Source organism: Novosphingobium sp. B1 (assembly GCF_900176395.1).
GTDB lineage: Bacteria > Pseudomonadota > Alphaproteobacteria > Sphingomonadales > Sphingomonadaceae > Novosphingobium.
This window is the reverse complement of record NZ_FWXL01000029.1, coordinates 1-21,874: the sequence shown is the minus strand read 5'-3', so window position 1 is coordinate 21,874 and position 21,874 is coordinate 1. Positions and strand designations below refer to the sequence as shown.

The 21,874-nt window shown below is 61.8% G+C and carries 24 protein-coding genes and 1 pseudogene; 5 read left to right on the top strand and 20 right to left on the bottom strand.

Annotated elements, in window-relative coordinates:
- Positions 1 to 270 precede the first annotated feature (270 nt).
- Both B9A23_RS20665 and B9A23_RS20660 read left to right on the top strand, forming a co-directional pair.
- Positions 271 to 2,577: a TonB-dependent receptor gene (locus tag B9A23_RS20665; protein ID WP_084281206.1), complete on the top strand. Its 2,307-nt coding sequence runs from the start codon at positions 271 to 273 to the stop codon at positions 2,575 to 2,577.
- Between the two features lie 292 nt (positions 2,578 to 2,869).
- Positions 2,870 to 3,259: pseudogene (locus tag B9A23_RS20660) on the top strand (FAD-dependent oxidoreductase); the annotation flags it as partial.
- Between the two features lie 34 nt (positions 3,260 to 3,293).
- Here B9A23_RS20660 and B9A23_RS20655 read toward each other — a convergent pair.
- Both B9A23_RS20655 and B9A23_RS20650 read right to left on the bottom strand, forming a co-directional pair.
- Positions 3,294 to 4,115, bottom strand: a complete 822-nt coding sequence (locus tag B9A23_RS20655; RefSeq protein ID WP_042853443.1) for an AAA family ATPase — start codon at positions 4,113 to 4,115, stop codon at positions 3,294 to 3,296.
- Positions 4,115 to 5,596 carry a Mu transposase C-terminal domain-containing protein gene (locus B9A23_RS20650; protein WP_053085608.1) on the bottom strand — a complete coding sequence of 494 codons (1,482 nt, stop codon included), beginning with the start codon at positions 5,594 to 5,596 and terminating at the stop codon, positions 4,115 to 4,117. The genes B9A23_RS20655 and B9A23_RS20650 overlap by 1 nt, the downstream gene beginning before the upstream one ends.
- A gap of 164 nt (positions 5,597 to 5,760) precedes the next feature.
- Between B9A23_RS20650 and B9A23_RS20645 the strand changes: the two genes are divergently transcribed.
- The gene (locus B9A23_RS20645; protein WP_053556549.1) at positions 5,761 to 6,354 is read left to right on the top strand and encodes a recombinase family protein; all 594 of its coding nucleotides are present in this window, start codon (positions 5,761 to 5,763) and stop codon (positions 6,352 to 6,354) included.
- 6 nt (positions 6,355 to 6,360) lie between these two features.
- Here B9A23_RS20645 and B9A23_RS23575 read toward each other — a convergent pair whose 3' ends face one another.
- From B9A23_RS23575 to B9A23_RS20630, 4 genes are all read right to left on the bottom strand, one after another.
- Entirely contained in the window at positions 6,361 to 6,714 is a 354-nt protein-coding gene (locus tag B9A23_RS23575; protein ID WP_353643806.1) for an SOS response-associated peptidase family protein, read from the bottom strand.
- A complete protein-coding gene (locus tag B9A23_RS20640; RefSeq protein WP_012449407.1) occupies positions 6,647 to 9,625 on the bottom strand; it encodes a Tn3-like element ISMpo10 family transposase in 2,979 nt (992 codons plus the stop codon). Before B9A23_RS20640 ends, B9A23_RS23575 begins: the two co-directional genes overlap by 68 nt.
- A 4-nt stretch (positions 9,626 to 9,629) precedes the next feature.
- A complete protein-coding gene (locus B9A23_RS20635; protein ID WP_010339849.1) occupies positions 9,630 to 10,214 on the bottom strand; it encodes a recombinase family protein in 585 nt (194 codons plus the stop codon).
- Between the two features lie 133 nt (positions 10,215 to 10,347).
- Positions 10,348 to 10,824 carry a YkgB family protein gene (locus B9A23_RS20630; protein WP_010339850.1) on the bottom strand — a complete coding sequence of 159 codons (477 nt, stop codon included), beginning with the start codon at positions 10,822 to 10,824 and terminating at the stop codon, positions 10,348 to 10,350.
- Positions 10,825 to 10,928: 104 nt separating this feature from the next.
- Here B9A23_RS20630 and B9A23_RS20625 point away from each other — a divergent pair, with 104 nt between their 5' ends.
- Positions 10,929 to 11,546 carry a MarR family winged helix-turn-helix transcriptional regulator gene (locus B9A23_RS20625; protein ID WP_254895225.1) on the top strand — a complete coding sequence of 206 codons (618 nt, stop codon included), beginning with the start codon at positions 10,929 to 10,931 and terminating at the stop codon, positions 11,544 to 11,546.
- 171 nt (positions 11,547 to 11,717) lie between these two features.
- Positions 11,718 to 11,891, top strand: coding sequence for a hypothetical protein (locus B9A23_RS22995; protein ID WP_176218109.1), 174 nt, complete (start codon positions 11,718 to 11,720; stop codon positions 11,889 to 11,891).
- A 152-nt stretch (positions 11,892 to 12,043) separates the two neighbouring features.
- On the opposite strand, the gene B9A23_RS20620 is transcribed toward B9A23_RS22995, so the two are convergent.
- From B9A23_RS20620 to B9A23_RS22525, 14 genes are all read right to left on the bottom strand, one after another.
- Positions 12,044 to 12,520 (bottom strand): hypothetical protein, encoded by a 477-nt coding sequence (locus tag B9A23_RS20620; protein WP_084281204.1) that lies wholly within the window; start codon positions 12,518 to 12,520, stop codon positions 12,044 to 12,046.
- On the bottom strand, positions 12,520 to 13,266 hold the full coding sequence (locus B9A23_RS20615; protein WP_139797617.1) for a hypothetical protein: 747 nt from the start codon (positions 13,264 to 13,266) through the stop codon (positions 12,520 to 12,522). Before B9A23_RS20615 ends, B9A23_RS20620 begins: the two co-directional genes overlap by 1 nt.
- Positions 13,267 to 13,907: 641 nt before the next feature.
- The gene (locus tag B9A23_RS20610; protein WP_176218108.1) at positions 13,908 to 14,105 is read right to left on the bottom strand and encodes a hypothetical protein; all 198 of its coding nucleotides are present in this window, start codon (positions 14,103 to 14,105) and stop codon (positions 13,908 to 13,910) included.
- Between the two features lie 10 nt (positions 14,106 to 14,115).
- Positions 14,116 to 15,435, bottom strand: a complete 1,320-nt coding sequence (gene chrA / locus B9A23_RS20605; RefSeq protein ID WP_254895224.1) for a chromate efflux transporter — start codon at positions 15,433 to 15,435, stop codon at positions 14,116 to 14,118.
- Between the two features lie 647 nt (positions 15,436 to 16,082).
- A complete protein-coding gene (locus tag B9A23_RS22990) occupies positions 16,083 to 16,271 on the bottom strand; it encodes a hypothetical protein (RefSeq protein WP_176218107.1) in 189 nt (62 codons plus the stop codon).
- A 195-nt stretch (positions 16,272 to 16,466) separates the two neighbouring features.
- Positions 16,467 to 17,891 (bottom strand): hypothetical protein, encoded by a 1,425-nt coding sequence (locus tag B9A23_RS20595; protein WP_139797616.1) that lies wholly within the window; start codon positions 17,889 to 17,891, stop codon positions 16,467 to 16,469.
- A 37-nt stretch (positions 17,892 to 17,928) separates the two neighbouring features.
- Positions 17,929 to 18,264, bottom strand: coding sequence for a single-stranded DNA-binding protein (locus B9A23_RS20590; RefSeq protein WP_039330710.1), 336 nt, complete (start codon positions 18,262 to 18,264; stop codon positions 17,929 to 17,931).
- Positions 18,265 to 18,733: 469 nt separating this feature from the next.
- Complete coding sequence (locus tag B9A23_RS20585) at positions 18,734 to 19,138, bottom strand: hypothetical protein (protein ID WP_084281199.1); 405 nt, start codon at positions 19,136 to 19,138, stop codon at positions 18,734 to 18,736.
- Entirely contained in the window at positions 19,119 to 19,421 is a 303-nt protein-coding gene (locus B9A23_RS20580; RefSeq protein ID WP_084281197.1) for a type II toxin-antitoxin system prevent-host-death family antitoxin, read from the bottom strand. Before B9A23_RS20580 ends, B9A23_RS20585 begins: the two co-directional genes overlap by 20 nt.
- A 75-nt stretch (positions 19,422 to 19,496) precedes the next feature.
- Entirely contained in the window at positions 19,497 to 19,868 is a 372-nt protein-coding gene (locus B9A23_RS20575; RefSeq protein ID WP_084281196.1) for a hypothetical protein, read from the bottom strand.
- A complete protein-coding gene (locus tag B9A23_RS20570; RefSeq protein ID WP_084281194.1) occupies positions 19,862 to 20,377 on the bottom strand; it encodes a hypothetical protein in 516 nt (171 codons plus the stop codon). The genes B9A23_RS20575 and B9A23_RS20570 overlap by 7 nt, the downstream gene beginning before the upstream one ends.
- A 183-nt stretch (positions 20,378 to 20,560) precedes the next feature.
- Positions 20,561 to 21,067: a DUF736 domain-containing protein gene (locus tag B9A23_RS22985; protein ID WP_176218106.1), complete on the bottom strand. Its 507-nt coding sequence runs from the start codon at positions 21,065 to 21,067 to the stop codon at positions 20,561 to 20,563.
- Positions 21,068 to 21,269: 202 nt separating this feature from the next.
- Positions 21,270 to 21,620 (bottom strand): hypothetical protein, encoded by a 351-nt coding sequence (locus tag B9A23_RS20560; RefSeq protein WP_084281192.1) that lies wholly within the window; start codon positions 21,618 to 21,620, stop codon positions 21,270 to 21,272.
- A gap of 73 nt (positions 21,621 to 21,693) precedes the next feature.
- Entirely contained in the window at positions 21,694 to 21,831 is a 138-nt protein-coding gene (locus B9A23_RS22525) for a DUF3768 domain-containing protein (protein WP_139797614.1), read from the bottom strand.
- Positions 21,832 to 21,874 lie beyond the last annotated feature (43 nt).

Here is a 21,874-nt window from a genome sequence, read left to right as displayed (position 1 = left end):
CAACCATCCCCTCCCCTGTTTGCCCAAATAGGTAGCGGTTTTCCGTTGTCCTCGGTCACGATAGGTACGTTTTTAGGGCGGTACAGCCTATAGAGCACCTCCGACGGGACCGTCGCTATGGGCCGGAGCGACGCTGCTGGCCGGGTGCCCTGAATATGGCTTGCGTCGCGTTTCCTTTCATATATTACTTAGGTCTCTAATCATTTTTGAAAAGCCGGCTTGCGAGCACGTCCACAGAAGGCGGCCGCCCGGAAGGAGAGGGATGAAAATATGAGACTAACTGCTCTCGCGCCGGTCACGCTTGCGACACTGCTGACCTTGTCCCAAGGCGCATACGCTCAATCACAGACCGCCCAACCAGCTCCGACGCCGCCTTCTGACGCCCCCGCGGCGCAAGACCCAAACGCTGAGGGCGACATCATCGTGACGGCGCAGAAGAAGTCGGAAAATCTTCGCGACGTCCCGATCGCGATCAGCGCGATCAAGGGACAGGATCTCACCGCCCGCGGCTTCACAACGTCGATGGATCTTCCAGATCTTGTTCCAGGTGTGCGCTCAACTACCCCGGGTGGCGGTGCTTATGTCACGACGATCATCCGTGGGGTCGGCCAGCAAGATATCGGGCGTCACCAGGAAGCACCGGTCGCCACCTATGTGGACGGAGCGTATGTCGGCCTCACGACCGCGCTGACTCAGCCGGTTTTCGACGTCGACCGTGTCGAGGTTCTCAAGGGGCCGCAAGGAACACTGTTCGGGCGCAATGCGACGGGTGGCCTTGTCCAATATATTACCCGAGCACCCAGCCAAGAGTTCGAGGCTTATGTCACGACCGAATATGGGAGCTACGACAAGTTCATGACGGAAGGGGCCGTCGGCGGCAGCCTTGGCGGTGACTGGTCAGGCCGTATCGCATATCATGCCGAAAAGGGTGGCGCATACATCCGCAATCCGATCGGGCCAGACCATAACGGCACAGATGTTCAAGCTGTCCGTGCGCAACTCCAGTATAAGCCCAGTAGCGATTTCCGGGCCCTGCTCAGCGTATATGCAGACCGTTTTCCGGACCAACCCGGCCCTGTCGCGAGCACGACGCGCGCGTTTATCGGGGCGAACGGTAAGCCGGTCGGCGTCACGCCCGGCAATTTTGCCGCGTATCAGAATTTCTGCCGCACGACAGTTGGGACAGTTCCGACCACTTATTCTCCACTCGGTGACTGCGCGGCATCACTGAAGAGCCCTTACAATGTGCCAGCCGCCAACTACCTAAAATTCAACGGAAAATATCTTAACGCCACCGCGACAATCGATTGGACGATTGGGTCCGGAATCAAGCTGACGTCGATCTCAAACTATCAGTACTCCGATCAACTCTACAACACCCAGCTTGCGAGCGGATTCCCGACAGCTATTTTAAATGTAAGCAATCCTGGGGACCGCCAATATTCCGAAGAGATCAGACTCTCCGGAAAGGTAAGTAATGTTGACTGGGTCGCCGGTCTTTATGGGTTGTGGATCAACATCCATACCGGCGCAAATGCTAATCTAAACGATATACCGTTCTATGGAATCAATCTCAATGCGGCCCTGCATCTGAGAACCACGTCTTACGCTGGATTTGCGGAAGCCACCTACCACTTTAGCCCCAAGTTCAGTGTTATTGTCGGCGGCCGCGTAACCAGTGACCAGATGCGTGGTGTCAATCAGTCCTCCTGCACGACCAATCCTACGATCCCGGTCAATATTTGCGCAGTGCTCGCAGGGGCGTCGCCGGTTCCGCTCGTGCAGTTCGTCGGATTCGACAAGTCAATATCAACGACATCCTGGTCAGGACGCATCGTTGCTCAATATAAACTCGATGAAAATGTCAATGTCTACGCTGGCGTAAACAGGGGCACAAAGGCAGGTGGGTTCAATACCAGTGCAAACGCGCTTTATCCCGTTTCCGTAGCCGAGTTCAAACCTGAGACGCTTGTGAACTATGAGGCCGGTGTTAAATCGAGAATGCTCAACGGAGTGCTCGATTTCAACGGTTCGATTTTCTATTACGATTACAAGAATCTACAAACCTTCTCGACCCAAAACTTTGCGCTCTACGTCTTTAACGTCGACGCATGGGTAAGGGGTGCCGAGTTCGACATGGTTATCCGCCCGATGCGCGGACTTAATTTTTCCGCATCCGCCAGTTATCTCGATTCAAAGGCCAAAAATGTTCCGGTTGGTGCGGGGTTTGCCGACTTTGTGCTCCCGAACGCGCCGAAATTCAGCTCGAACGTCTCGGCCCGCTACGAGTTCGACCTCGGCCCGGGCAAGGCTTCGATTTTCGGAAGCTACGCGAGGGTTGGCCGGCGGAGTACCTCGGCGGTTGATTACGCGATCGAAAATGTACCTGCCTACAACAAAGTGGATTTCAGGCTCGGATACGAGCTTGATCGCGTCTCATTTGCTTTCAACATCCGAAATTTGACGAATGCACTTATCTATAATTCCGGTGTTCCTTCTGAGACTATAACTGGATCGGTGTTCAATTCAGTTCTTGCGCCAAGAACTTTTTCAGGATCCATATCTCTTAGATTGTGATCGATCTTCAATTGATCCCAATGGCGTCTGCGGATGATGGCGACTATGCTGCTAGAGGTTTGGTGTAGGCTCCTGGCGGTGCATTATTCACCTTGGTCTGGAAGGAGCCGATATAGGCGATATTGCCTACCCAAGCGTCACAATGACCGCGGCGGCACCCGCAATTTCGGCTGCGGGGCGCAAACCCGGGACCAAGCACGAGTTCAAGGCACCACTTTTTCTCAACCAAGGGGGTATGTCGAGTGCTTGCAGACTATCTAGTCGCCATGTTTCCGGCGGTGAGGTCGAACCGATGACCGAGCGCGCGGATGTAGTCATTGTGGGCGCCGGGCATGGTGGTGGACAGACGGCGATCGCCCTGCGGCAAGCGAAGTTTGCGGGGACGATTGCGCTGGTCGGCGACGAGCCAGAACTGCCCTATGAACGGCCGCCGTTGTCCAAGGACTATCTTGCCGGCGACAAAAGCTTCGAACGCATCATGATCCGGCCGGCCGCCTTCTGGTCGGAACGCGAGATAACAATGCTGACCGGCCGCCGCGTGGTCATGGTCGATCCGACGGATAAAACCGTGGCCTTCGCCGATGGTGGCTCGCTCGGTTATGGCACGCTGGTGTGGGCGACCGGAGGCAGCCCGCGTAAGCTAACCTGCGCAGGGAATGACCTTGCCGGTGTCCATTCTGTAGATATCAGCGCTGATTGGCACCGTTCTGTCAGCGCTAAGTGACACCGATCACGAGGGTGCTGCGTGCAGCTTCCACCACGTCGTCAGTGATCGCGTTCAGGCCGTTGATCCTCAGGATGCGCTCGATCTGAACGAACAGCCGGTGGAGCAGACGGAAGTTGCCGCCCGTGATCCGCACGATGGTGGCGACCGCCTGCGCGTCGGTGAAGTCCGCTTCGTCCATCGCGAGTCCGAGGTCGCGCCAGCGCCGCGTGAGGACAAAGGTCAGCTCCTGATCCTGCAAGGGCCGGTACTGGTGGGCGAAGCCGACACGGCTGAAAAGCTGTGCGTATCGCTCCATGCGCTTTTCGATGCCCGGCATCCCGATCAGGATAAGGCCGATGCCCTGCCGGTCGAACAGGTCACGCAGATATTCCAGCCCCGTGTTGGACAGGCGGTCGGCTTCATCGACGATCAGCAGTTCGACGAAATGCTTCCGGGGCGAAACGACGATCTGATCCTTGGGCCGGACATGCTGATCGATACAGATATCGACCCGATCGATGAGGCGGGGCAGGTCCTGACGAAGCTCGCGCAGCGTGCTGCCGACTGTCGGCGTATAGAACACGGCACGCGCACGGGCGAGGTCGGCATATATCTTGAGATCGGACGCCTGCCGCGCACCCCAGGTCATGAGCAGATCGACTGCGCCGTCCCAGCGCGCGTAGCGTCGCGCGGAAAGGGTTTTGCCGACGCCGGCCGTGCCGTGACACAAGCCAATGTAGCGGTGCTTGCGGACGGCGTTGGCAAACTCGGTGAAGCGGCGATGTTCCTGCGTCGAGATGAAGCTGGTGGCGCGAGCGCTGCCGTCTGCCATCACTCGCCCTCGTAATAGGTGCGGAGACGCGGCTTGCTCCGTGTCACCTCGGGGGACGTGGCAGGCGTGGGTTTTGGCGTTGAGGCGCGCACCGAGCCGGAACCCAGCGGGCGCAAGATCGCGGGCAGATAGTCCGCAACGCGGGCCTTCCGCTCTCCGATCTCGCTCCGCAGGCGACGACGATAGGCGATGCGGGCGGCTTGCACGTCCTTGAGAGTGATACTCAGGCCGGCATGGTCGGGGCTGACGGCCCGGCACAGAAAGACGTTGCGATGGAATATCCGAACCTCGCCTACGTCGCGAGGATCGTAGCGGATCGTCACCGGCTCGCCGACATAGGCGGCGAGCGTAGGGTTGAAGTATCGCAGCCCCTCGAAACGGATGCCGTCGCGGTGGACGATGCGCGGCTTGGCGACCATGACCAGCAGCGCGTCCAGTTCCTCCAGCGTTTCCGGCATCCGGGACAGCCAGCCATCGCCGCGCCACGCATCGACGGGCGGTACGCCGATCGCCCTGTGCGGGCGGACGTTATAGGTCGCCACGATGTATGTGCCGATCGCAGCGTCCAGTTCGGGAAGCGTCAGGCGCGGGGGCGATACCGGTTTGCCGTTACGAAGATTGCCCGGCAGTTCCGCCAACAGTTCGGTGTTGATGGTGCGGAACAGCCGCTCGATCTTGCCGCGCCCCTGTGGACGCGCGACGGCAGAGTAGATCAGGCGGATACGCAGATCGGCCGCAGCCTGTTCGAGATGAAGGCTGGTGAAGTCCGATCCGTGATCGACGTACAGGACGTCGGGAATGCCGCATACCGGCCAGGTCGGATCGGCCTTGCGCCAAATCGCCTGTCGCAGCGCGAGCGACGTGTTGAGCGCGGAGGGCGCGCCGAGGAAAACCATGTAGCCTGCTATCACGCGCGAGTGATCGTCCAGCACCGTCGTCAGCCACGGCCGCACCGGGCGACCGCCGGCATCGAGGATCAGGATATCGAGCTGGGTGTGATCGGCTTGCCAGATCGCATTGGGGTGTTCGGCGCGGTGCCGATGCACCAACTCGAACTTGTCGCGGAAGGCGGCAGCACCTTCATGTGCCAAGGTCAGCATCGCCGGATCGATCCGCCGCACGATATCGCGCACGCTGCCATAGGACGGCATTCGCCATTGCCGTTCGCCGACGATGGCGGCGAGACGGCGATGGATGGTCACGATCGATGGCGGCGGTTTGAGCAGCGCCATGCCCTCGATCAGTTCGACTAGTTCTTTCGGGAAGGTACGCTTGCCGGCTTCGGGTCGGGTAGGACGCGCCAGCCCCGCCGGACCATCGGCGCGGTAGCGGGCGAGCCAGCGGCGAGCGGTGCGGAGCGAGATGCCGGCGTCGGTCGCGGCTTGGTCCAGCGGCACCGCATCATGGAGGTGCCGACGGAGCACAGCCATCCGTGGCGCGACTTCGGCACTTCCCGATTCCGACTTACGATCATCGGTCATGGTGATCTGCCCCGTCCGAAAGAGGATCGCTCAACGGACACAAAATTTGGCCCGATCGCCAATCAATAGAATTTGGCTTTCGTCCTCCAAAATCGGGGTCGACCAGTCCGTCTCATTAAGGTAGTACGACTAGATTCTCATTGATGGGGCGCTAAGCGTTACAGATGACCGGGACTTTGATCGGATACGCACGGTGTTCAACCGACAAGCAGGATTTGACGGCCCAACGCCATGCTCTTGCCGAACTCGGTGTGTCGGCCGACCGGATCTATACCGATCACGGCCTCACCGGCACTTCGCGCGATCGGCCAGGGCTTGCGCAGGCACTCGCCGCCGTCCGTGCCGGCGATACCCTGGTCGCACCGAAGCTCGACCGCCTAGCCCGATCGGTCCCCGATGCGCGGGCGATCGCCGAGGAGCTCGAGAAGCGCGGTGTTGCCCTCGCCCTCGGCCGACAGATCCACGACCCGAGCGATCCTATGGGCAAGATGTTCTTCAACATCCTCGCCACCTTCGCTGAATTCGAAGCTGACCTGATCCGGATGAGGACGCGGGAAGGTATGAAGGTCGCCAAGGCGAAGGGAAAGTTGAAGGGCAAGCCCCCCAAGCTGACCGACCGCCAGCAGCGCCATCTGCACCAGCTGCATGAAGGAGGCGAGCACTCGATCAGTGAGCTGAGCGAGTTATTCTCGGTTTCGCGCCCAACAGTCTATCGAACCATCCAGCGCATGGCATCCAAGCTCGCTTCCGGACAGTAGTGCATTCTAGCGGCCCGTCCGCACCCAGGGCACCGTCGTTCGATCGACTTTGATATCTCTCTGGTATGGCAGCTCGCATAGGGTCAACGCTTCAGCGGCTGAGCCGTGTTCCCATGTCGGATATTGGTCGCCTCGCAAAATAACCGGCATCCGGGAATGGACTTCGGCCGCGGCACCAGTGCCATCCTTCATCACCATCGAATAGCAATCACCCCATTCATCCGAAGACCGCCATACGCCGGCGACGGCGAACAACTCCGGGGTCGGTACACAGAACGGACCCAGATATACGCTAAGGTTTTGCCGTGCCTTCGACGGCGCGCATCTGGCGAAGCGGTCTGAGCGCGGTGGATGGCGCATCGGGATCGGTCCAGAGGTAATCGCCGGTGAGATTGATATGCTGCCAACCGAGCGGTGATAGGTGTTGCAGCAGGTCCGGCGGGACCGGCCGGCCGAGGTTGGCGAGATGCATCCGGGCGGCTTGCAGGTAGGTCGTGTTCCACAGGACGATGGCACCGGCGACGAGGTTCAGCGCGCTCGCCCGATGGCTTTGGGCTTGCAGCGCATGATCGCGGATACGGCCGATGCGATGGAAGAAGATGGCGCGTTTCAGGGCATTTTCCGCTTCTCCCTTGTTGAGTTCGCGGGTGGCGCGGCGACGCTGTTCGGGCTGCTCGATCCAGTCGAGCGTGAACAGGGTACGCTCGACGCGACCGATCTCGCGCAACGCCAGTGCCAGGCCGTTGGCGCGTGGATAGGAGCCGAGCCGTTCCAGCATGATCGAGGCGCTGACGACGCCTGTGCGGATCGAGGTTCCCAGTCGCAGCACGTCGTCCCAGTGTGCCTCGATCAGACCTTCGTCGATGCGGCCCGCGACCAGCGGCGCAATATCGGGGCCGGGTTCGATGCCGTTAAACAGGTGCAAACGGCGTGCGGCGATATTCGGGATACGCGGCGCGAACCGGAACCCAAGCAGATGACATAGCGCGAACACATGGTCGGAGACGCCCCCGCCATCGACGTGATGCTCTTCGATGTGCAGATCGGCGCCGTGGTGGAGCAGCCCGTCGAGCACCTGTGCCGCCTCGCTCGCCGAAGCGGAGATAACTGTGGAATGGAACGGCGCGTAGCGATCCGAGACGTGGCTGTAAAAGGAGACAGCCGGCTCTGTCCCCTTGTGCGGATTGACTGCGCCGGTTGCCTGGGCGCGGCGGTCGAGCGGAAAGTTCTGACCGTCTGAGCTGGACGAGGTGCCGGACCCGAACAGCGCGGCCAGCGGCGCGGTGTGTTGGGCGTCGACAAGCCGGGCGAGCGCGCGACCGTAGGTTTCCTCGCGCAGATGCCACGAGGCGAGCCAACCGAGTTGGCGCTGGGTCACGAGATTGCAGGCTTCCGCCATGCGCGTATGGCCCAGATTGGTGGCATCGGCGAGCACCGCCGTGAGGATCGCACGTGGTTCATCCGCGGCACGGCCACTTTGCAGATGCGTGAAGCACTGGCTGAACCCGGTCCATCGATCGACTTCGGCAAGAAGGTCGGTGATGCGGATCGCGGGCAGATGCGCATAGAGCGGCGCAAGGGCGGTATCGGATTCCTCGGGAGTAATCGCCTTCAAGGGCGAAATCCGCAGCCTGCCCAAGCTGAGCTGCACGTCTTCCAGCGCGTCCGTCTCCGCCTTTCGCTCGACCTCGGCCAATCGACGGGCGAGGCGGGCGCGTCGTTCGGCCAGCCAGATATCGGCCGTATCCGGTGCCGGTATCGGCAAGGGGCCGGCCGCGCGCATGTTGGCGAATACGGGGGCAGGAATGAGTTGCTGCTCGACAGCACGATAGCGTCGGCTTCCCTCGACCCACATGTCGCCGGCGCGAAGCCGGTCGCGAAGCTCGACCAGCACGCACAATTCATAGATCCTGCGATCGGGAATGCCGGTGCCGATCGCCCGACGCCAAGCTTGCCGGATGAAGCCGACTGGCGTGCCTGCAGGCAATTTGCGCAGATGACCAAAATGAAGGTCGCGCATGATCGCGACCGCTCGCGCGAGCGCATGGCAGGCTGGCACCGCCCCGAATGTGAACGAGGCGATGAACGAGGGACCGACCTGTCGGAGGACGGGGTAATTGGTCGCGGCGACCGCGACGGGATCGACCGAATCGGGGCGGATCAGCTTGCGGGCTTCATCGACCTCGCGGCCGAGATCATTCCATCCGATCGCTGCCTCGACCGCAGCGCCGATATCGCCACCTGATATCTTGGCGGCGAGCAAGGCAGCGCCGAGTTGGGCAAGCAGCCGGATTTTGCCGTTGATGGTGCGCCGGTTGCGCTTGAGTGTCGTGTCCGCGCTGTTCTGTTCGCGCCGGAACATCTGCCCAAGCAGGCGATCGAACATCAGCACCGCATCGTCGGTGAGGGTAACGATGGTTTCGAGGATGGTCGCCACCAATGTGGCGCGACGCCGCGTCGCTTGCAGCGTCCGAACATGTTGCGCGGTCAGCCGCACGCCTTCCTGGCACAGGCGTCGGAGGCGCTCGGGATGGACGCCTACGGCGATATCCGGATCGATCCCGATGGCCCGAAGCAGTGTCAGTCGCTCGATGATGGCGGCGAATGTCTTTCGGCCGGGCTTGCCGGGTGACTGCCGCACCCAGGCCAGATCGCTCAAGTTCGTGCCTGTGTGGGGCAGGAGAAGCGCATCGAGCAGCCGGCGCTGTCGAGCATCGAGTCCTCGGGTCAGATGCTCGGCGACATGGCGTTCGGCATCGAGCAACGCCTGTGCGACCATCCGCTCGACCGAACTGATGCCCGGCACAATGATGCGCCGTCGCCGGCACTCATCCAGCATCACGCGCGCCAGCCTAGCCCCGCTGGTCGTCGTCAGCGCGATCGGCAGGAGCCATTCCTGCAACGTCGTTCGCAGCGGCCGACTGAGCGGCATGAAGCCGAATGCATCGCGCAGTGCATCGAGCTGTTCGTACCGGGTCGGGCCGCGCGTCGCGTAGTCGGCCAGCACCTCGGGTCCGACCTGCAATTGCTCTGCGACGAACGCGAGCGGCGTATCAGGGATCAGTTCACCGGGTCGCAGGAAACGGCCAGGATAGCGCAGCGCGCAAAGCTGGATCGCGAAACCCAGCCGGTTATGCGGTCGCCTCCGGCGGACGATGATGGCCAAGTCGTCCCGGCTCAATGTCCAGTGCTGGACGAGCAGGGTTTCGTCGTCGGGAAGCGCGAGCAACGCCGCGCGTTGCTCGTCCGACAGGACGGCGCGACGCGGCATCGGCTTAGACCTTGGCCGGTGCGGTCCAGCCGATCCGGGCAAGCGTGCCGAGAAGGGTCGAACGCGGCACCTTGAAGGTCCGGCAGACGGACGCCTTGCTGGCCCCGCCATCCAGCGCGGCGGTGATCCGCTCGAGCGTTTCGGCGTCGATCATCGGCGGGCGGCCACCTTGGCGTCCCCGGCGTTTGGCAGCAGCCAGTCCCGCCATCACCCGTTCGCGCGTGAGCGCACGCTCATATTGTGCCAATGCACCGAACAGCGAGAACAGCAATTCGCCGTGCGGCGTGGTCGTATCCATCTGCTCGGTCAGCGACCGGAACGCGATGCCGCGCGCCTTCAGATCGGTGACGATCGTCAGCAGGTGCGGCAGCGAGCGTCCGAGCCGGTCGAGCTTCCACACGATCAGTGTGTCGCCCGCGTTCAGATAGTCGAGGCAGGCTTTCAGGCCTGGTCGGTCGTCGCGCGCGCCGGATGCCTTGTCGGTATGGAGATGCCGATGATCGACCCCGGTTGCGACGAGCGCGTCCCGCTGGAGATCGACCGTTTGGCGGTCATCGGTCGTTGACACCCGCATATATCCGACCAGCATGTACGACAAACCCTCGAAAGCATGTTTTCGAACACCCTATCAAAGCGACAGGGTTTGTCGATCGTTATGGGCTGAGGCGGGTATGGTTCGGCAAAAGCGCAGGTCCGGAGCGTCGCCTATCACCTGTTTGCCGTCACGCGTCTGCTGTCCGTATGGACGCAAGTAGAAGGCACGCTGATGCCGCAAGAAGCACCAGGTCCTTCAACAGGAACTGTCCGGTTCCGGCCGAAATCGCCGGGAACCCGCCAGCGGTCGGCTCGGCGACGCCAGGCGTGCTCAGGAAAAACGTCAGTGTCACGGCATAAGTCAGGCATGACATCGCCGCGCCGAGAGCGGAGGCCGTCTTGTTGAAAGCACCGATAATCAGCGCAGCGGCCGTCGCGAGCTCGACGGTGCCTATAAAATAGCTTCCACCCTGCACCCCAAAAACGGCCGGAATCCAGCTCATGATCGGACTGTTCTTCATCAATGGCGCGATGCCCATCGCTTCATAGCTCGTGAATTTCATGCAACCGAACCAGAGAAAGATGACCACCAGCGCCCAGCGCAGCAACGCGAGAGACCCGCGAGAGCCGGTCGTCTTTTCAGCTATGTGTAATGTCGAAAACATGGTGCCTCGCTTTCATCATGGCGCATGACCTGCCTTCATGCTTAGACAGGCGTGATATATGCGCTGCGCATACACTATACGCCGTCAATGAATGAGGCAACCCTTTGAACGTACTCTCGGACCGGCTCGTCAATCTGTTCGGCGCCCTCGCAGTGGGCATCACCGATCGAATTAAGAAGGCGGCATTCGACCCGACGATACCCGGCGGTGGCGAAACCACCGCGGCGATCGTCGTCATCGGTCACGCGACCGGTCTTTCGATCGACGAATTAGGACGGGTGCTAGGCTTGTCCCACGCGGGGACGGTGCGGCTTGTCGATCGATTGGTTGCAGCCGGGTTCGCCGTTCGATCCAAAGCGCTACGGGACCGTCGTGCAGTAGCGCTGATGCTCACTGAGGCAGGCGAGACTCGCCTATCTGCGATCCTGCAACGAAGAAACGAGACTTTATCCGAAATCCTTAGCCATGTCTCGAATGCTGACCGCCTCGTGCTGGAACGTATTGCCGAGACAATACTTGCGCAGATGTCTGACGACGCTGTCTCGGCGCTGACGATATGCCGGCTCTGCGACGAGAGGCGATGCTACAACTGTCCGATGGATGCCTTTGGAATGCTGGAGTCGTCGACGCATACCCGTCCGGGGTCTCAACGACGTGGACGTCGAAGAATGTGTGGTAGGAGCGCCGCTCAGCTTCCAGCGTTTTTTCATCAAGGGCGATGATGTTTGGGTTGATCTGACGAAGCACTGAAACGTCGTCTTCGTAGCTTTCCGTTGTGTAGCACATGACCTTGCCTCCTGGCGCTTGGCGGCTCGTCCGCCATGCCATGAAACAGCGCCCCGTCAGTGTGCTGGTCACCGGAGCGAAGCGGAGGCTTGACCGCTAATTTTTCGATGGTGCGGAAGCCGGCGCAGCACGGCTTCTCGGTCGGGAAATTAGTGGTTGACCAGTATGCTGGCGGGGTGCTCATGGCGATGGTGGTGGACGTGCCTGCGGCAGGAGGCATGCGTTCCCAGCGACTTCGCGAAAGCTATGTCCTGGCTCGTGGCTGTTCGGCATTGGCGTAACCCCAGCGGTATGAAAAAAGGGCACCGCGGCAACGTGCCGGGCACCCTTTTCCACCTCGATCCTGCAGGAGGCTGGTTGCAGATCGAGCGTTAAACATGACGTCGAGTTGAGCCGATTCCCGGCTGCTCATGAACTGGTGGCTGGTTCGTCATTAGCTCCATTCGAGCAGCGGATGTTGCTCTCCACAATCGGTGGCGGCGATGAACGCGAGGCTTTCGAAGAGCGGAGTGATTCCTGCCTTGACGAAAGCCGCGTAAGTCCGGTGATCTTCGAGCGCTGTGGCGAGCTTCTGCAGGGACAAATGGCCAGACTCATTTGCATGGCGGCCAAGAGAAGTGAGCACCTTGGACGCAAGGTCGCTGCTCATCGTGATGTCACCTACCAGAGCGATGTGTTCACTCACGCGCATCGTGATCGGCGCATCCCATTGCTGGTGCTCGATGCGCAGCATTCGTCCAAGAAACTGCGCTTCCTCGACGATCGCGATCATCTCCGCACGATGGTCGAAGCATGATGCGAACGCGGCGATGGCAAGCGCGTTGGCATTGATCTCGAAGTTCAGGGGCGCGGCCAGGAATTCGCCTGGATCTGCATCGATTGTACTGTTCGCGGTGTGCAGTCTGCGCATCAGCGCGGCGAGCTCTTGCGGGCGTATCTGAGCCGGTACCGAATGGAGCTTTGTCTCGATATCCTTGACGCGGAATGTGACGAGCATCTTTGCCTCCTGTCGCTGCTCGTCTCCTCCATCCCCCTCTCCTTTCTCACTTCCTGAGCTTGTGGCTGAATGCCCACAAGGGGTCTGGTCCAGCCTGAGGATTGCCGGTCGGCACATTGTCCGGATGCAGCCGCCGGCTCGACAGCGATGCCCGCAAGATGCGAAGCATCGAGCACGGGCAAGGCGCGCCGGGCCAAGGTAAAAGTGCCGCTGATACATTCAGGGATCGCGATGCTCGCGGCAGCGGGCGAAGGGGGTTCGATGCCCCCAGAGCCCGCCCCTTGCGCAAAAGAAGAACGGAAGGCCCCGGCATAAGCCGGAGCCTTCCGAAGAGCGCTCATGCCCCAGGCGAGCTGCTGCGCGAATTCTTCCATGCGCGTGTCCTTGAGGACATCGAAGATCGTTCCGATTGCCATCTCTACGGCGCGGCGCGCCATGTCGGGATCCGGCATCTCGGCGGCGATTGGAGCCTCGATGATGTTGAGCTTGGCGAGATCGCTATGTTCGAGAAACGCCCCGTCGTAGGATTCCGTGATCCCTTCACGAGCATCGGCGAGATTGATCCGTGCCTGAGCCAGATCTGCGAACGAGTTGAAAACAGTCATAATAGCCTCCGATTTTTGAAATCGTCCCCACATTGGGAACAGCCAAAGACCCATCGGGCCGGACGAACCGTGTCAGGGACGGCGAGTTCGTCTCGCCGCCGCCTTGGCGGGCGTGGGGGAACCGATTTTCTGCGTGGTGGCTGGCGCGCAGCGACACTGCCTCCCGCTGAAAATTGGGGGGACCGCGATCCTTGACTAAGGGGCGACCGCCGATAGGTTTCGGCAGGTGTTCCTGTGTGTGTGGAAGAGACGTTCCCGCCCCCGAGCAAGAGAGACGAAGGCAGGCCCGGTCAGGCGCATCAGCGCCACACCGGGCCGCCCCTTCGGCCCTGCGAAGGGGTTACAGCGGGAACACCACCAATCTTGAAAGGCCGTTCGGCGGGGCTGGTCGGCAGGCGACGGACTGTCAGGGACGATGCCGCGAAGCCGGCATCGCCGCCGTGCGGGTGGTGAAGGCAAGCGCAGCGAGAGCCTGAGCCGATCCTTGACCGGACGGAGGATGCCGAATGACCCGCCTGCGCGCCACGGCGCGCATTACGGTCTGAAAGCTCCGACGGCGAACGCCTTCCTGACAAGGATAAGGCGCGTTCGCGGGTAAGGGACGCTGCCCTGCCCGGATGGGCGGCAGCGCCAGGTTGCGGCAGAGCAGGTCCCGGGTTCAGCGAATGAACCCATTGTCGGACCCCGCCTTGACGCTATGTTCGAGTGATGGCCGTCTGGCAGTTCGTCATCAACCTGAACCGCAACGGCTTGGGGGTGTGCTTGCCTGCGAAAGCGGCCGCGGTGTTGCCAGCGCCTTGCGCAGCCGCAGCACCTGCGTTTCCAGCCAGCGCAATGCCGGTCGCCGTCAATGCTGCGGTGCCGATGGCTTCCCTGCGTGTGATGATGCTCATGCTGTCCTCCTCAGAATGCCAAAACCAGAATCAGGCCGCCAAGGGCCGAGACCGCCAGAACGCGCAGCACCGACCATTTCAGACCGAACGCCATGATGCAGGCCAGCAATGCCAGCAGGCCCGCACGCCAATCGAAGCTTGCCAGATCGGGCCAATACAGCCGCAGCGGGCCAAACTGCCGTTGGCTGACCTCGGCAAACAGCACGTGCAGCGCGAACCATGCTGTGAGATTGGCGATCACGCCCACCACCGCCGCTGTCACCGCCGCCAGCCCGCCCTTCAGCCGCACAGCATTGCCCAGACGGTCGATCCATGGCGCCAAGGCGAAGATCCACATGAAGCACGGCGCGAACGTCACCCACGTCGTCAGCCCCGCGCCCAGCAGTCCGGCGACGAGGGGCGAGAACGGCTCGGGGGCGCGGAAAGCAGCGAGGTAGCCGACGAACTGCGTCACCAGAATCAGCGGCCCCGGCGTCGTTTCCGCAAGACCCAACCCATCGGCCATCTCGCCGGGCCTCAGCCAGCCGAACCCTTGCACCGCTTCCTGCGCCATGTAGGCCAGCACCGCATAGGCACCGCCGAAGGTGACGATCGCCAGCTGCGAGAAGAACGCGCCGATCTCCCACAGCACATGATCCTGCCCCAGCGTAACCGCAATCAGCAGCATCGGTGCCGCCCACACCGCGCCCCACAGGGCGATCGACTGCATCGTGCTGCGCCAAGGGCGTTCGGGCAGGACTTCGCCAGCCTTACCGGGCTTCAGCGCCAGCAGGTCAGGCCGCTTGGCTGCGACTGCCATGCCGATCACGCCTGCACCCAGAACGATCAACGGAAACGGCAGATCGAACAGGAACAGCCCAATGAACGCCGCCGCCGCCAGCGCCCGCTTCAGGCCGGTATCCAGCGCGCGGCCCGCAATCCGCAGCAGCGCCTGCACCACAATCGCCAGCACCGCTGCCTTGACGCCGAGAAACAGCGCCTCGACCCAGTCGAGATTGGCTGCGACCGCATACAGCATCGACAGCGCGAGAATGATGAGCGCACCGGGAATGACGAACAGCAACCCCGCTGCCAGACCGCCGCGCCAGCCATGCAGACGCCAACCGATCCACGTGGCAAGCTGCTGCGCTTCGGGGCCCGGCAGCAGGTGACAGAAATTGAGCGCGTGGAGGAAATCTTCCTCCGCGATCCACTTGCGTTCATCCACCAGCTCGCGGTGCATCAGCGCAATCTGTCCCGCAGGCCCGCCAAAGCTGAGCAGGCCGATGCGGGTGAACGCCCGGAGCAGATCGATAAAGGTGACAGAAGGTGTAATAGCCAGAGACGCCAAGTGAACCTCGCACAATACGCCTTGCCCCCGAGGGCAGGGTTACGAGGCAACACTTGGGCTTGTCTCGGCCTGAGCGGGAGGTTGCTTTGCCCCGATGGGATTGTTGTAGAATGCGGGGCAAACCACAGCAAGGTCAAAACGGAAATTCAGCTCCCCACACATGACCGGTCATTTGGCAAGCTCACAACATCGCCGAAAAGGCGACATGGCGAGTCACCCGGCGTCTCTGCGAGACGTCCGCACCGGAAACGGCTCCCGCAGGAGCCGCGGTCTGACAGGGCTGGCTAGTCGCGCGCCGAGGCGGCGGCTCTTGTCGCCGACCGTGCGTGCGGCAAACAGGCCGCGAGCGGCGGGACCGAGAGCCGGCGGGGCTAACGGAATCGCAAGGCCCGGGCGAAGCCCGAGCCGCTGGAAAAGCCCCGCTCCCCATGGTCGCAGCGCGTAAGCGCGGTGCGCGGCCAAATGCGTCAGCGATCGTCACCCGAAGGGCCGAGACCCATCAGGGGCTCGGTGAAGCCACGGGCGCATTGAGCCCCGCGAAGATGGGGCACAAGCGCACGAGGCGGAATAGAGCGCGGTCCCGGCCAGAGGTCGGGAGACGTCGCGCTGCAAGACTCTTCCCAGCGCTCCGGTTGACGAATGCGTTCTTATAATGTTCTACCGCGTTTATGGGAAGCAAGCGTCTCGACACTGTCGCCGATCTGGTCCGCCACGGTCTCAATGCGCAGGTTGAATGCCGTAGCTGCCGCCGCGTGGTGATCATCCCGGCGTCCAGGTTGCGCGATCAGTGTTTCGCCAAGTCGATCCCGATGAAGCTTGCGCTGGTCGCGCAGCATTTAAGGTGCAGCTGTGGTCATCGGGGCGCCAAGATTGATGCGACAGGGACAATGATCGACCGAGGATCGTGAAGCGGTGCCTTGGAGGGTGAAGTCGGTGCTGCTGAATGAACGGCAGCCTCTGGGGGATGCCAAAAGCACGCCCGTAGTTCGCGATATGGTTGCGGCGGGCAAAGCGGCGGGCGAGCACCCACGTCAGGAATCGAGTGACCCGCTTATCTTCGAGCCGAATTGCTGGATCAGTGGACCAATCTCGTCCGGAACCGAGCTGGCTGTCGTTACCGTCGCCTCGATCGGATAGTTGCTGCCCGCCTTATTGAGTGCGACCGCGTGGAATCGGTCTGCGACATGAATTGTGGCCGCAACCACGGCGAGACAGTTGGCGTGTGCTTCATCGCTCCGGCGGCGCTGCAATGTCGCGAGGTCACAGACCTTCAGGTCAACCGTCAGCATCCCATCAATCATCGCCACTTTACGCTCAATTTTCATGAAGGATCGCAGTTCGCTGCGATCGGTCTCGGCCGTCAGGACAATGGTTCCCTTCGGGCTCAGGTCGTCCGTGAGGCCGCTTCGTTTGGCGAAGGCGGGGTCGAGCGTATCGCCGCTCACATGGACCTTCAGCGTGCTGGATTGCCGTTCATACACCCGCAGTAGCCTCGCCAGCAGGTTGGACGTCGGTGAGGCAAAATCATGGGCGGCAATCCGCCCGGAGGGATGGAACTTCGCGATGAATCGGGCGTCAACCGGCTCTGGGATTCCGAATTTGGGAACGTCGATCGATGCAAGGTGCGGGATTTCGTGGCTCGTTTCGATTGTCGGGTCAAAATCAGGATGGGTTGTGAGGATCGGGGCGTCCCGGTTGATGCCGTTCTGAATGGTGTAGATCAGCTGACATGGCGCCGGGATCGTGCTGAGGTTCCTGCCATTGATCACGGCCCCCTTGAGGATCGGCGCTCGCCTTTGTCCGAAGACGAGATGGTCCATCGCCTTGTCACTCTCGGCCATGTAGACGGGAGGCACATAGTTCGGTGCAAATCGCCGGACAAAGGAACGGCAATCCCTGAGATATCCCTGAAAGTCGTTGGCGTAGGCAGGACCTCGGGAGGCTTCGATCTCGAGGTCGATGTCGCCAACGAGAGGATCGCCGCGCATGACGCTGCCGTAAAGGTAGACCCTGTTGATGCTGATCAGGCGATCGGGGTCGGCATTGATCGCCTCAAATCGCTCGAGCAACTGGTCGAGGACGGCGCGCGCCTTGGTCAACTCGGTTTTCACGACGCTGCGTGAATGGGCAACCGCCCTGCCTGTCGGGGTCAGATCGGATCGCTCACCGTCGAGCAAACCAAGCAAGCCTGCGATTTCGAGGGCATGCGATCCGTGGATGAGGGTCGGAAAGACCGAACGAAGCCCGACAAAGGAGCCGGGGTCACTCGTTCTGGAAAGGGATTTCAACCCTTCCTTGATGTTCGTGACAGGCACTCCCCCGATGGTGAACTTCCGGGGGAAGGTAATCGACATGTGGCGGTTCCTCCAGGTTTCCATATTACTATGGCGTTTGTCGCCGTCGGTCAGGATGGATTTTTGGTTGATGAGGCCGGCAATCTTCGCCTGTCGAGCCAAGCGAGGTGCGGCACCGCGGTGCCGCCCCTGCTGACGATCACAGGAACTCGACGTTTTCGGCGATGATCTCGCAGCCGTAGCGGTCATTGCCTTCGGCGTCCTGCCAGCGCGAGTAGTGGATGCGGCCCGTCACGGCGAGCTGGTCACCCTTGGCCTTGTGCTGGCGCAGCGGGAGCCCGAGGCCGTTGAAGACGGTGATCTTGTGGAATTCGGCATCCTTGACCGGGTAGCCGGTTTCGGGGTCCTTCTGGACCTTCCCGTCGCGGATGACCGGGCGTTCGGTCACGAGGATGAGTTCGGTGATGCGGGTGTCGCTGCGATCGCGGGCGACGGGATCCTTGGCGAGACGGCCGACGAGGTTGACGATGTTCATTGCAAGAGCCTCCTTGGTGCCGACGGCTCGTCCGCCGGTGCCCTTATCGAGCCTCGGCGGGAGAGCTGGGACACCGCGCGCCCTCGCGCGGGAAACCTCGGAAATCGAGGTGGTGCGGGCAGCCCGGCTTGCCGGGCAACACGGCTCGCATTTCTGCAGGTTGGCCCTAAGCTCGACCAGAGAGGCAGGGGCACTGGGCGGCGGACGTGCGGGTGGCACAGGGGCGGATTGCGTGCCTGAATATCAACCTCGCCGCGTCTCGGCTTGCTGCTATCAAGGATGATCGCAGGATTGATCGTCCGTCCTCGCCGATTTCGGTGAACGAATAGTCCCCGTGCGGCAGTCGTCCGGAACACCTGACCTTGGCGATTTGGGTGTGCCAATCCGCAGGGTTGCCGCCTTTGGCCTCGCGTGGATGCACGATCGGACAAGGCCCCCAGGGGGCCTGCCTGCCTGAACGCTGCGGCAATCAATCCCGATCGACGGGAGCTGATCTCCAGGCTGCTATGGCATCGATGATCTTTGCCGTGAACCGCGGTGGGAGTCGTCCGGCAATGTATCCGGGCTGCTTCATCAGGGGTCTGATGTCGAACCCGGGCCAGGTGAACCGGTTGAATTCCGAAATGACGATGGCGCTACCGGGAGCAAGCCCGGCTGTGCGCGCAATCTCATTGGGGATCACGATGGCGTTCTTGCGCCCCTCGCCCTTGGTGGTGATCGCGGCGACCAGATAGCGTGACCCTTCCACACCCACGACGACGACGAAGCGTTCCTTGACGCCTTCGTCGCGGCCCCGTCTGAACTCTTCCTCGAAGAGGTAGACGTATCGAAGGATATGGCCTGCGGCGGGGCGGTCAGTCTTCCCAGCGGTCATTGGCGAGTTCGCTGTCCGAAGGCCGAGCGTTGGCAAAAGCCTTGCGGTCGGCTTCGGTCATGTCGGACGAGGCGACAGCTTCGATATTCATGTGCCCCGCAATGACGCCGCGCGCCGCCTCTTCGAGATGGCGGAAATACTCGCTATCTGCGATCACATGCCGCTCGCGGCCATGGCTGGTGAGGACGACCGGCTGCTTGGTTGCGAGATCAAGGAACTCGCCGGTGTTATTGTGAAACCGGGTCAGGGGAACCCTGGGGTGCTCATTTGCCGTCGCTGGCATGCTGGTATCTCCTCTTGGCGTCAAAATAGCAATTATGGCCAAAATAGCAAGATTTCTGTGGCGGAGCTTGCCGCGCTAGCCGCACGCCTCTGTCGCCAGCAGCTCCGGCAACAATGCGACGAGGCCCGCATCAATCGCAAAGCCCAGAACCCTTGCGAGGCGGCAGGCTCGAACGATTGACCCGTCTGGAACATCGAGCGCCTTTTCAATGTGCCCAAGGGTTTCGCCGGGACCGGGCTCACAGACCGCGTGAAGCTTGCCCGGCTCTGCGGTGATAGCAAAGGGCCAGGTCATCGCGACGCCGACAACCCTTTCATCGAGAATGAGCAGAGTATCGCCAGCAGCGATCGTCTCGTCGGTCTGCACGGCGTCGTAGGCATTGCCCGTCGAAGCGAACGCATGGATCCGCCAGGCGCTGAAGGCGAAGCGCTCGCTATCAGTCAGCATGGCAGGCCCCCTTCAGAAAAGGCGCGCTGCGCCGCTTCCGGAAAGGCTGCGGAGAGGTTCCGGTGGAGCGGCCCGGAGGACTCCGGAAAGAATGCCCCGGTGCTGCTTGGCCGTGTGATCCGCAGCGCGCTTGCGACCGCTTCCAAGACGAAACTCACAAGCTGATCGCTGGCCGTCAGCTTGCCAAATTCAGGCGGTGCAAACCCGGCCTGATGCCAGAAGGCGATGCCGGCCTCGAGGGTCTCGAGATAGCTGGCATGGCTGCCATCGTCCTGCTCATTGTCGATGCGCGCCTCAACTGTCCGATAGGTCCCGAAATCATGGGCGTTGGCCTTGATCCGCAAAGTGATGCCGGCAGGCGGCGAACCGGCAACCGCGATCAGCGCAGCCCTGTGGAGCATGGCTTCGGCGGTATTCACGAGGTCGAAGTTCGGAGTGTGGCCGATCTGCGCGCAGTCTTCGTTTGTGGGCGAGCCTTCAAGATCGAGAGTCCAGATTGTTTTTGCCATTCAAGCCTCCTTTGCTCGAACGGCACCTCCCCCTTCCCTCTCGTTGGCCGAGTTCCTTCAGAGGTTCTGTGGAGCCCGACAGCAGCGGGCAAAAGAAAAGGCCCGCCCGCGACACATGCGCGGACGGGCCTTCCTCGTGTGACCGGCGCGGGTCGCGGCACCGGTCACGGGGGCTGATGACAATCAGGCATCAACGCTTTCGCGCGCCTTGGGCTTGGCTGCAGGCTTGGGCGCGGTGCTTTCGCCCAGACCGTCGCCGCTGCTCGCAGCGCTGTCAACGCTGCGGTCGCTGGCCGGTTCGTCGCCGGTAGCGGTGAGCGGCGGCAGGGCGCCTTCGCTCTCGCTGCCGAAGCCGTCGAGCGATGCCTTGGGCTTCGAACGCCGCCATGCGACATTGAAACTGCCGTCGTTCTGCTGGAACATGGCGACCGGGATCGGCGCCGAAAGGCTGGGATCGTCGATCTGGCCCGACAGGAAGCACTCGCCGGTCTCGTTCGACGAGTATTCCCAGAGCGCGCCAATCTTGACCCAGCTGCGGCGGTCCGCCGAGAGCGCCATGAGGTCGAACTTGGGTGCCCGCTCGTTGGTGGATTCGAAGGCCCGCAGAGCGACGGTCGCACTGAAGGTCAGGGTGGTGATGCGGCCGATGTGAACGCCTTCTGCGTTGGCCTTGAGGGTGCCGATGTTCATGTCACATTCTCCTGATGCTGTCCGAACCCCTTGTCCGGAACACCTTCTCCCATCCCCCCTCTCCTCCGGGCCCGTGGCCCGGCCCGTGCGCCAGCCACCGCAGGCGCGCGTAATCCTATCCAGCCCAATGGGCTGAGGAGTCTCGATGCGTGGTTTGGAGCTGAACCGCCCCTGCTTCGAGCCATGCGCGGTCCGTGCCGACCTAAGCTTCGGGCTCAGACCTGTCCTTGATCTGGCTGAGGCGCGCCATGAAGGCCTTGGCTTCGAGCTGATTGGGTCCATCGCGCGTGGCGAGGCAGGCCATCCTGTCGATCTCGAGCTGTGCGGCAAGACTTGCATCGATATGGCAAAAGGGTTCGAGCACGCGGATTGCGTCAACTGCGCGGGGGAGCTCGCCGAAATCGGTTCCGACCCATACGAGTTCGATCTCCTCTCCGTCTTCGTCAGGGGCGCTCAGAACCTGTGCGAAATAGGTCTGAAGCGGGCGGTCCCAGCCAACATAGGCACTTGCCGCCGCAATCCCGTCACGAAGCGGTACTTTGTGCCTGCTCATGCGCTCGTTACCTCCCCACCATTTACCGGGCCGATGCCCCGCAGCGCAGTGACATGTCCGCCCCTGACGCTGATTAGTAGTCCTCTGGCCGCATCAGCGTGACGACCCTGCGCGTGATGGCAGGATTGGCCGGATCGTCTGACCCGAACACCAGTTCGGTGTCGTAATAGATCCTATGCAGGTCGGATCGGCTATGCCGTTGTTCCGTCAAACCTCACGGAGAACGCTACATGCAGAACTCGTCGTCAGATTAC

What these genes read in the sequence shown, in the direction of transcription:
- B9A23_RS20585 (WP_084281199.1), bottom strand. Translation starts at nt 19,138, where the DNA reads ATGACCGCTGGGAAGACTGACCGCCCCGCCGCAGGCCATATCCTTCGA.
- B9A23_RS20610 (WP_176218108.1), bottom strand. Translation starts at nt 14,105, where the DNA reads ATGAGCATCATCACACGCAGGGAAGCCATCGGCACCGCAGCATTGACG.
- B9A23_RS20620 (WP_084281204.1), bottom strand. Translation starts at nt 12,520, where the DNA reads ATGCGCAGACTGCACACCGCGAACAGTACAATCGATGCAGATCCAGGC.
- B9A23_RS20650 (WP_053085608.1), bottom strand. Translation starts at nt 5,596, where the DNA reads ATGACCGATGATCGTAAGTCGGAATCGGGAAGTGCCGAAGTCGCGCCA.
- B9A23_RS20655 (WP_042853443.1), bottom strand. Translation starts at nt 4,115, where the DNA reads ATGGCAGACGGCAGCGCTCGCGCCACCAGCTTCATCTCGACGCAGGAA.
- B9A23_RS20635 (WP_010339849.1), bottom strand. Translation starts at nt 10,214, where the DNA reads ATGCTGGTCGGATATATGCGGGTGTCAACGACCGATGACCGCCAAACG.
- B9A23_RS20575 (WP_084281196.1), bottom strand. Translation starts at nt 19,868, where the DNA reads ATGCTGACTGATAGCGAGCGCTTCGCCTTCAGCGCCTGGCGGATCCAT.
- B9A23_RS22985 (WP_176218106.1), bottom strand. Translation starts at nt 21,067, where the DNA reads ATGAACATCGGCACCCTCAAGGCCAACGCAGAAGGCGTTCACATCGGC.
- B9A23_RS20590 (WP_039330710.1), bottom strand. Translation starts at nt 18,264, where the DNA reads ATGAACATCGTCAACCTCGTCGGCCGTCTCGCCAAGGATCCCGTCGCC.
- B9A23_RS20570 (WP_084281194.1), bottom strand. Translation starts at nt 20,377, where the DNA reads ATGGCAAAAACAATCTGGACTCTCGATCTTGAAGGCTCGCCCACAAAC.
- B9A23_RS23575 (WP_353643806.1), bottom strand. Translation starts at nt 6,714, where the DNA reads ATGCGCCATCCACCGCGCTCAGACCGCTTCGCCAGATGCGCGCCGTCG.
- B9A23_RS20560 (WP_084281192.1), bottom strand. Translation starts at nt 21,620, where the DNA reads ATGAGCAGGCACAAAGTACCGCTTCGTGACGGGATTGCGGCGGCAAGT.
- B9A23_RS20580 (WP_084281197.1), bottom strand. Translation starts at nt 19,421, where the DNA reads ATGCCAGCGACGGCAAATGAGCACCCCAGGGTTCCCCTGACCCGGTTT.
- B9A23_RS22990 (WP_176218107.1), bottom strand. Translation starts at nt 16,271, where the DNA reads ATGCTGCGCGACCAGCGCAAGCTTCATCGGGATCGACTTGGCGAAACA.
- B9A23_RS20640 (WP_012449407.1), bottom strand. Translation starts at nt 9,625, where the DNA reads ATGCCGCGTCGCGCCGTCCTGTCGGACGAGCAACGCGCGGCGTTGCTC.
- B9A23_RS22995 (WP_176218109.1), top strand. Translation starts at nt 11,718, where the DNA reads ATGGTGCGGAAGCCGGCGCAGCACGGCTTCTCGGTCGGGAAATTAGTG.
- B9A23_RS20665 (WP_084281206.1), top strand. Translation starts at nt 271, where the DNA reads ATGAGACTAACTGCTCTCGCGCCGGTCACGCTTGCGACACTGCTGACC.
- B9A23_RS20630 (WP_010339850.1), bottom strand. Translation starts at nt 10,824, where the DNA reads ATGTTTTCGACATTACACATAGCTGAAAAGACGACCGGCTCTCGCGGG.
- B9A23_RS20645 (WP_053556549.1), top strand. Translation starts at nt 5,761, where the DNA reads ATGACCGGGACTTTGATCGGATACGCACGGTGTTCAACCGACAAGCAG.
- B9A23_RS20615 (WP_139797617.1), bottom strand. Translation starts at nt 13,266, where the DNA reads ATGGGTCTTTGGCTGTTCCCAATGTGGGGACGATTTCAAAAATCGGAG.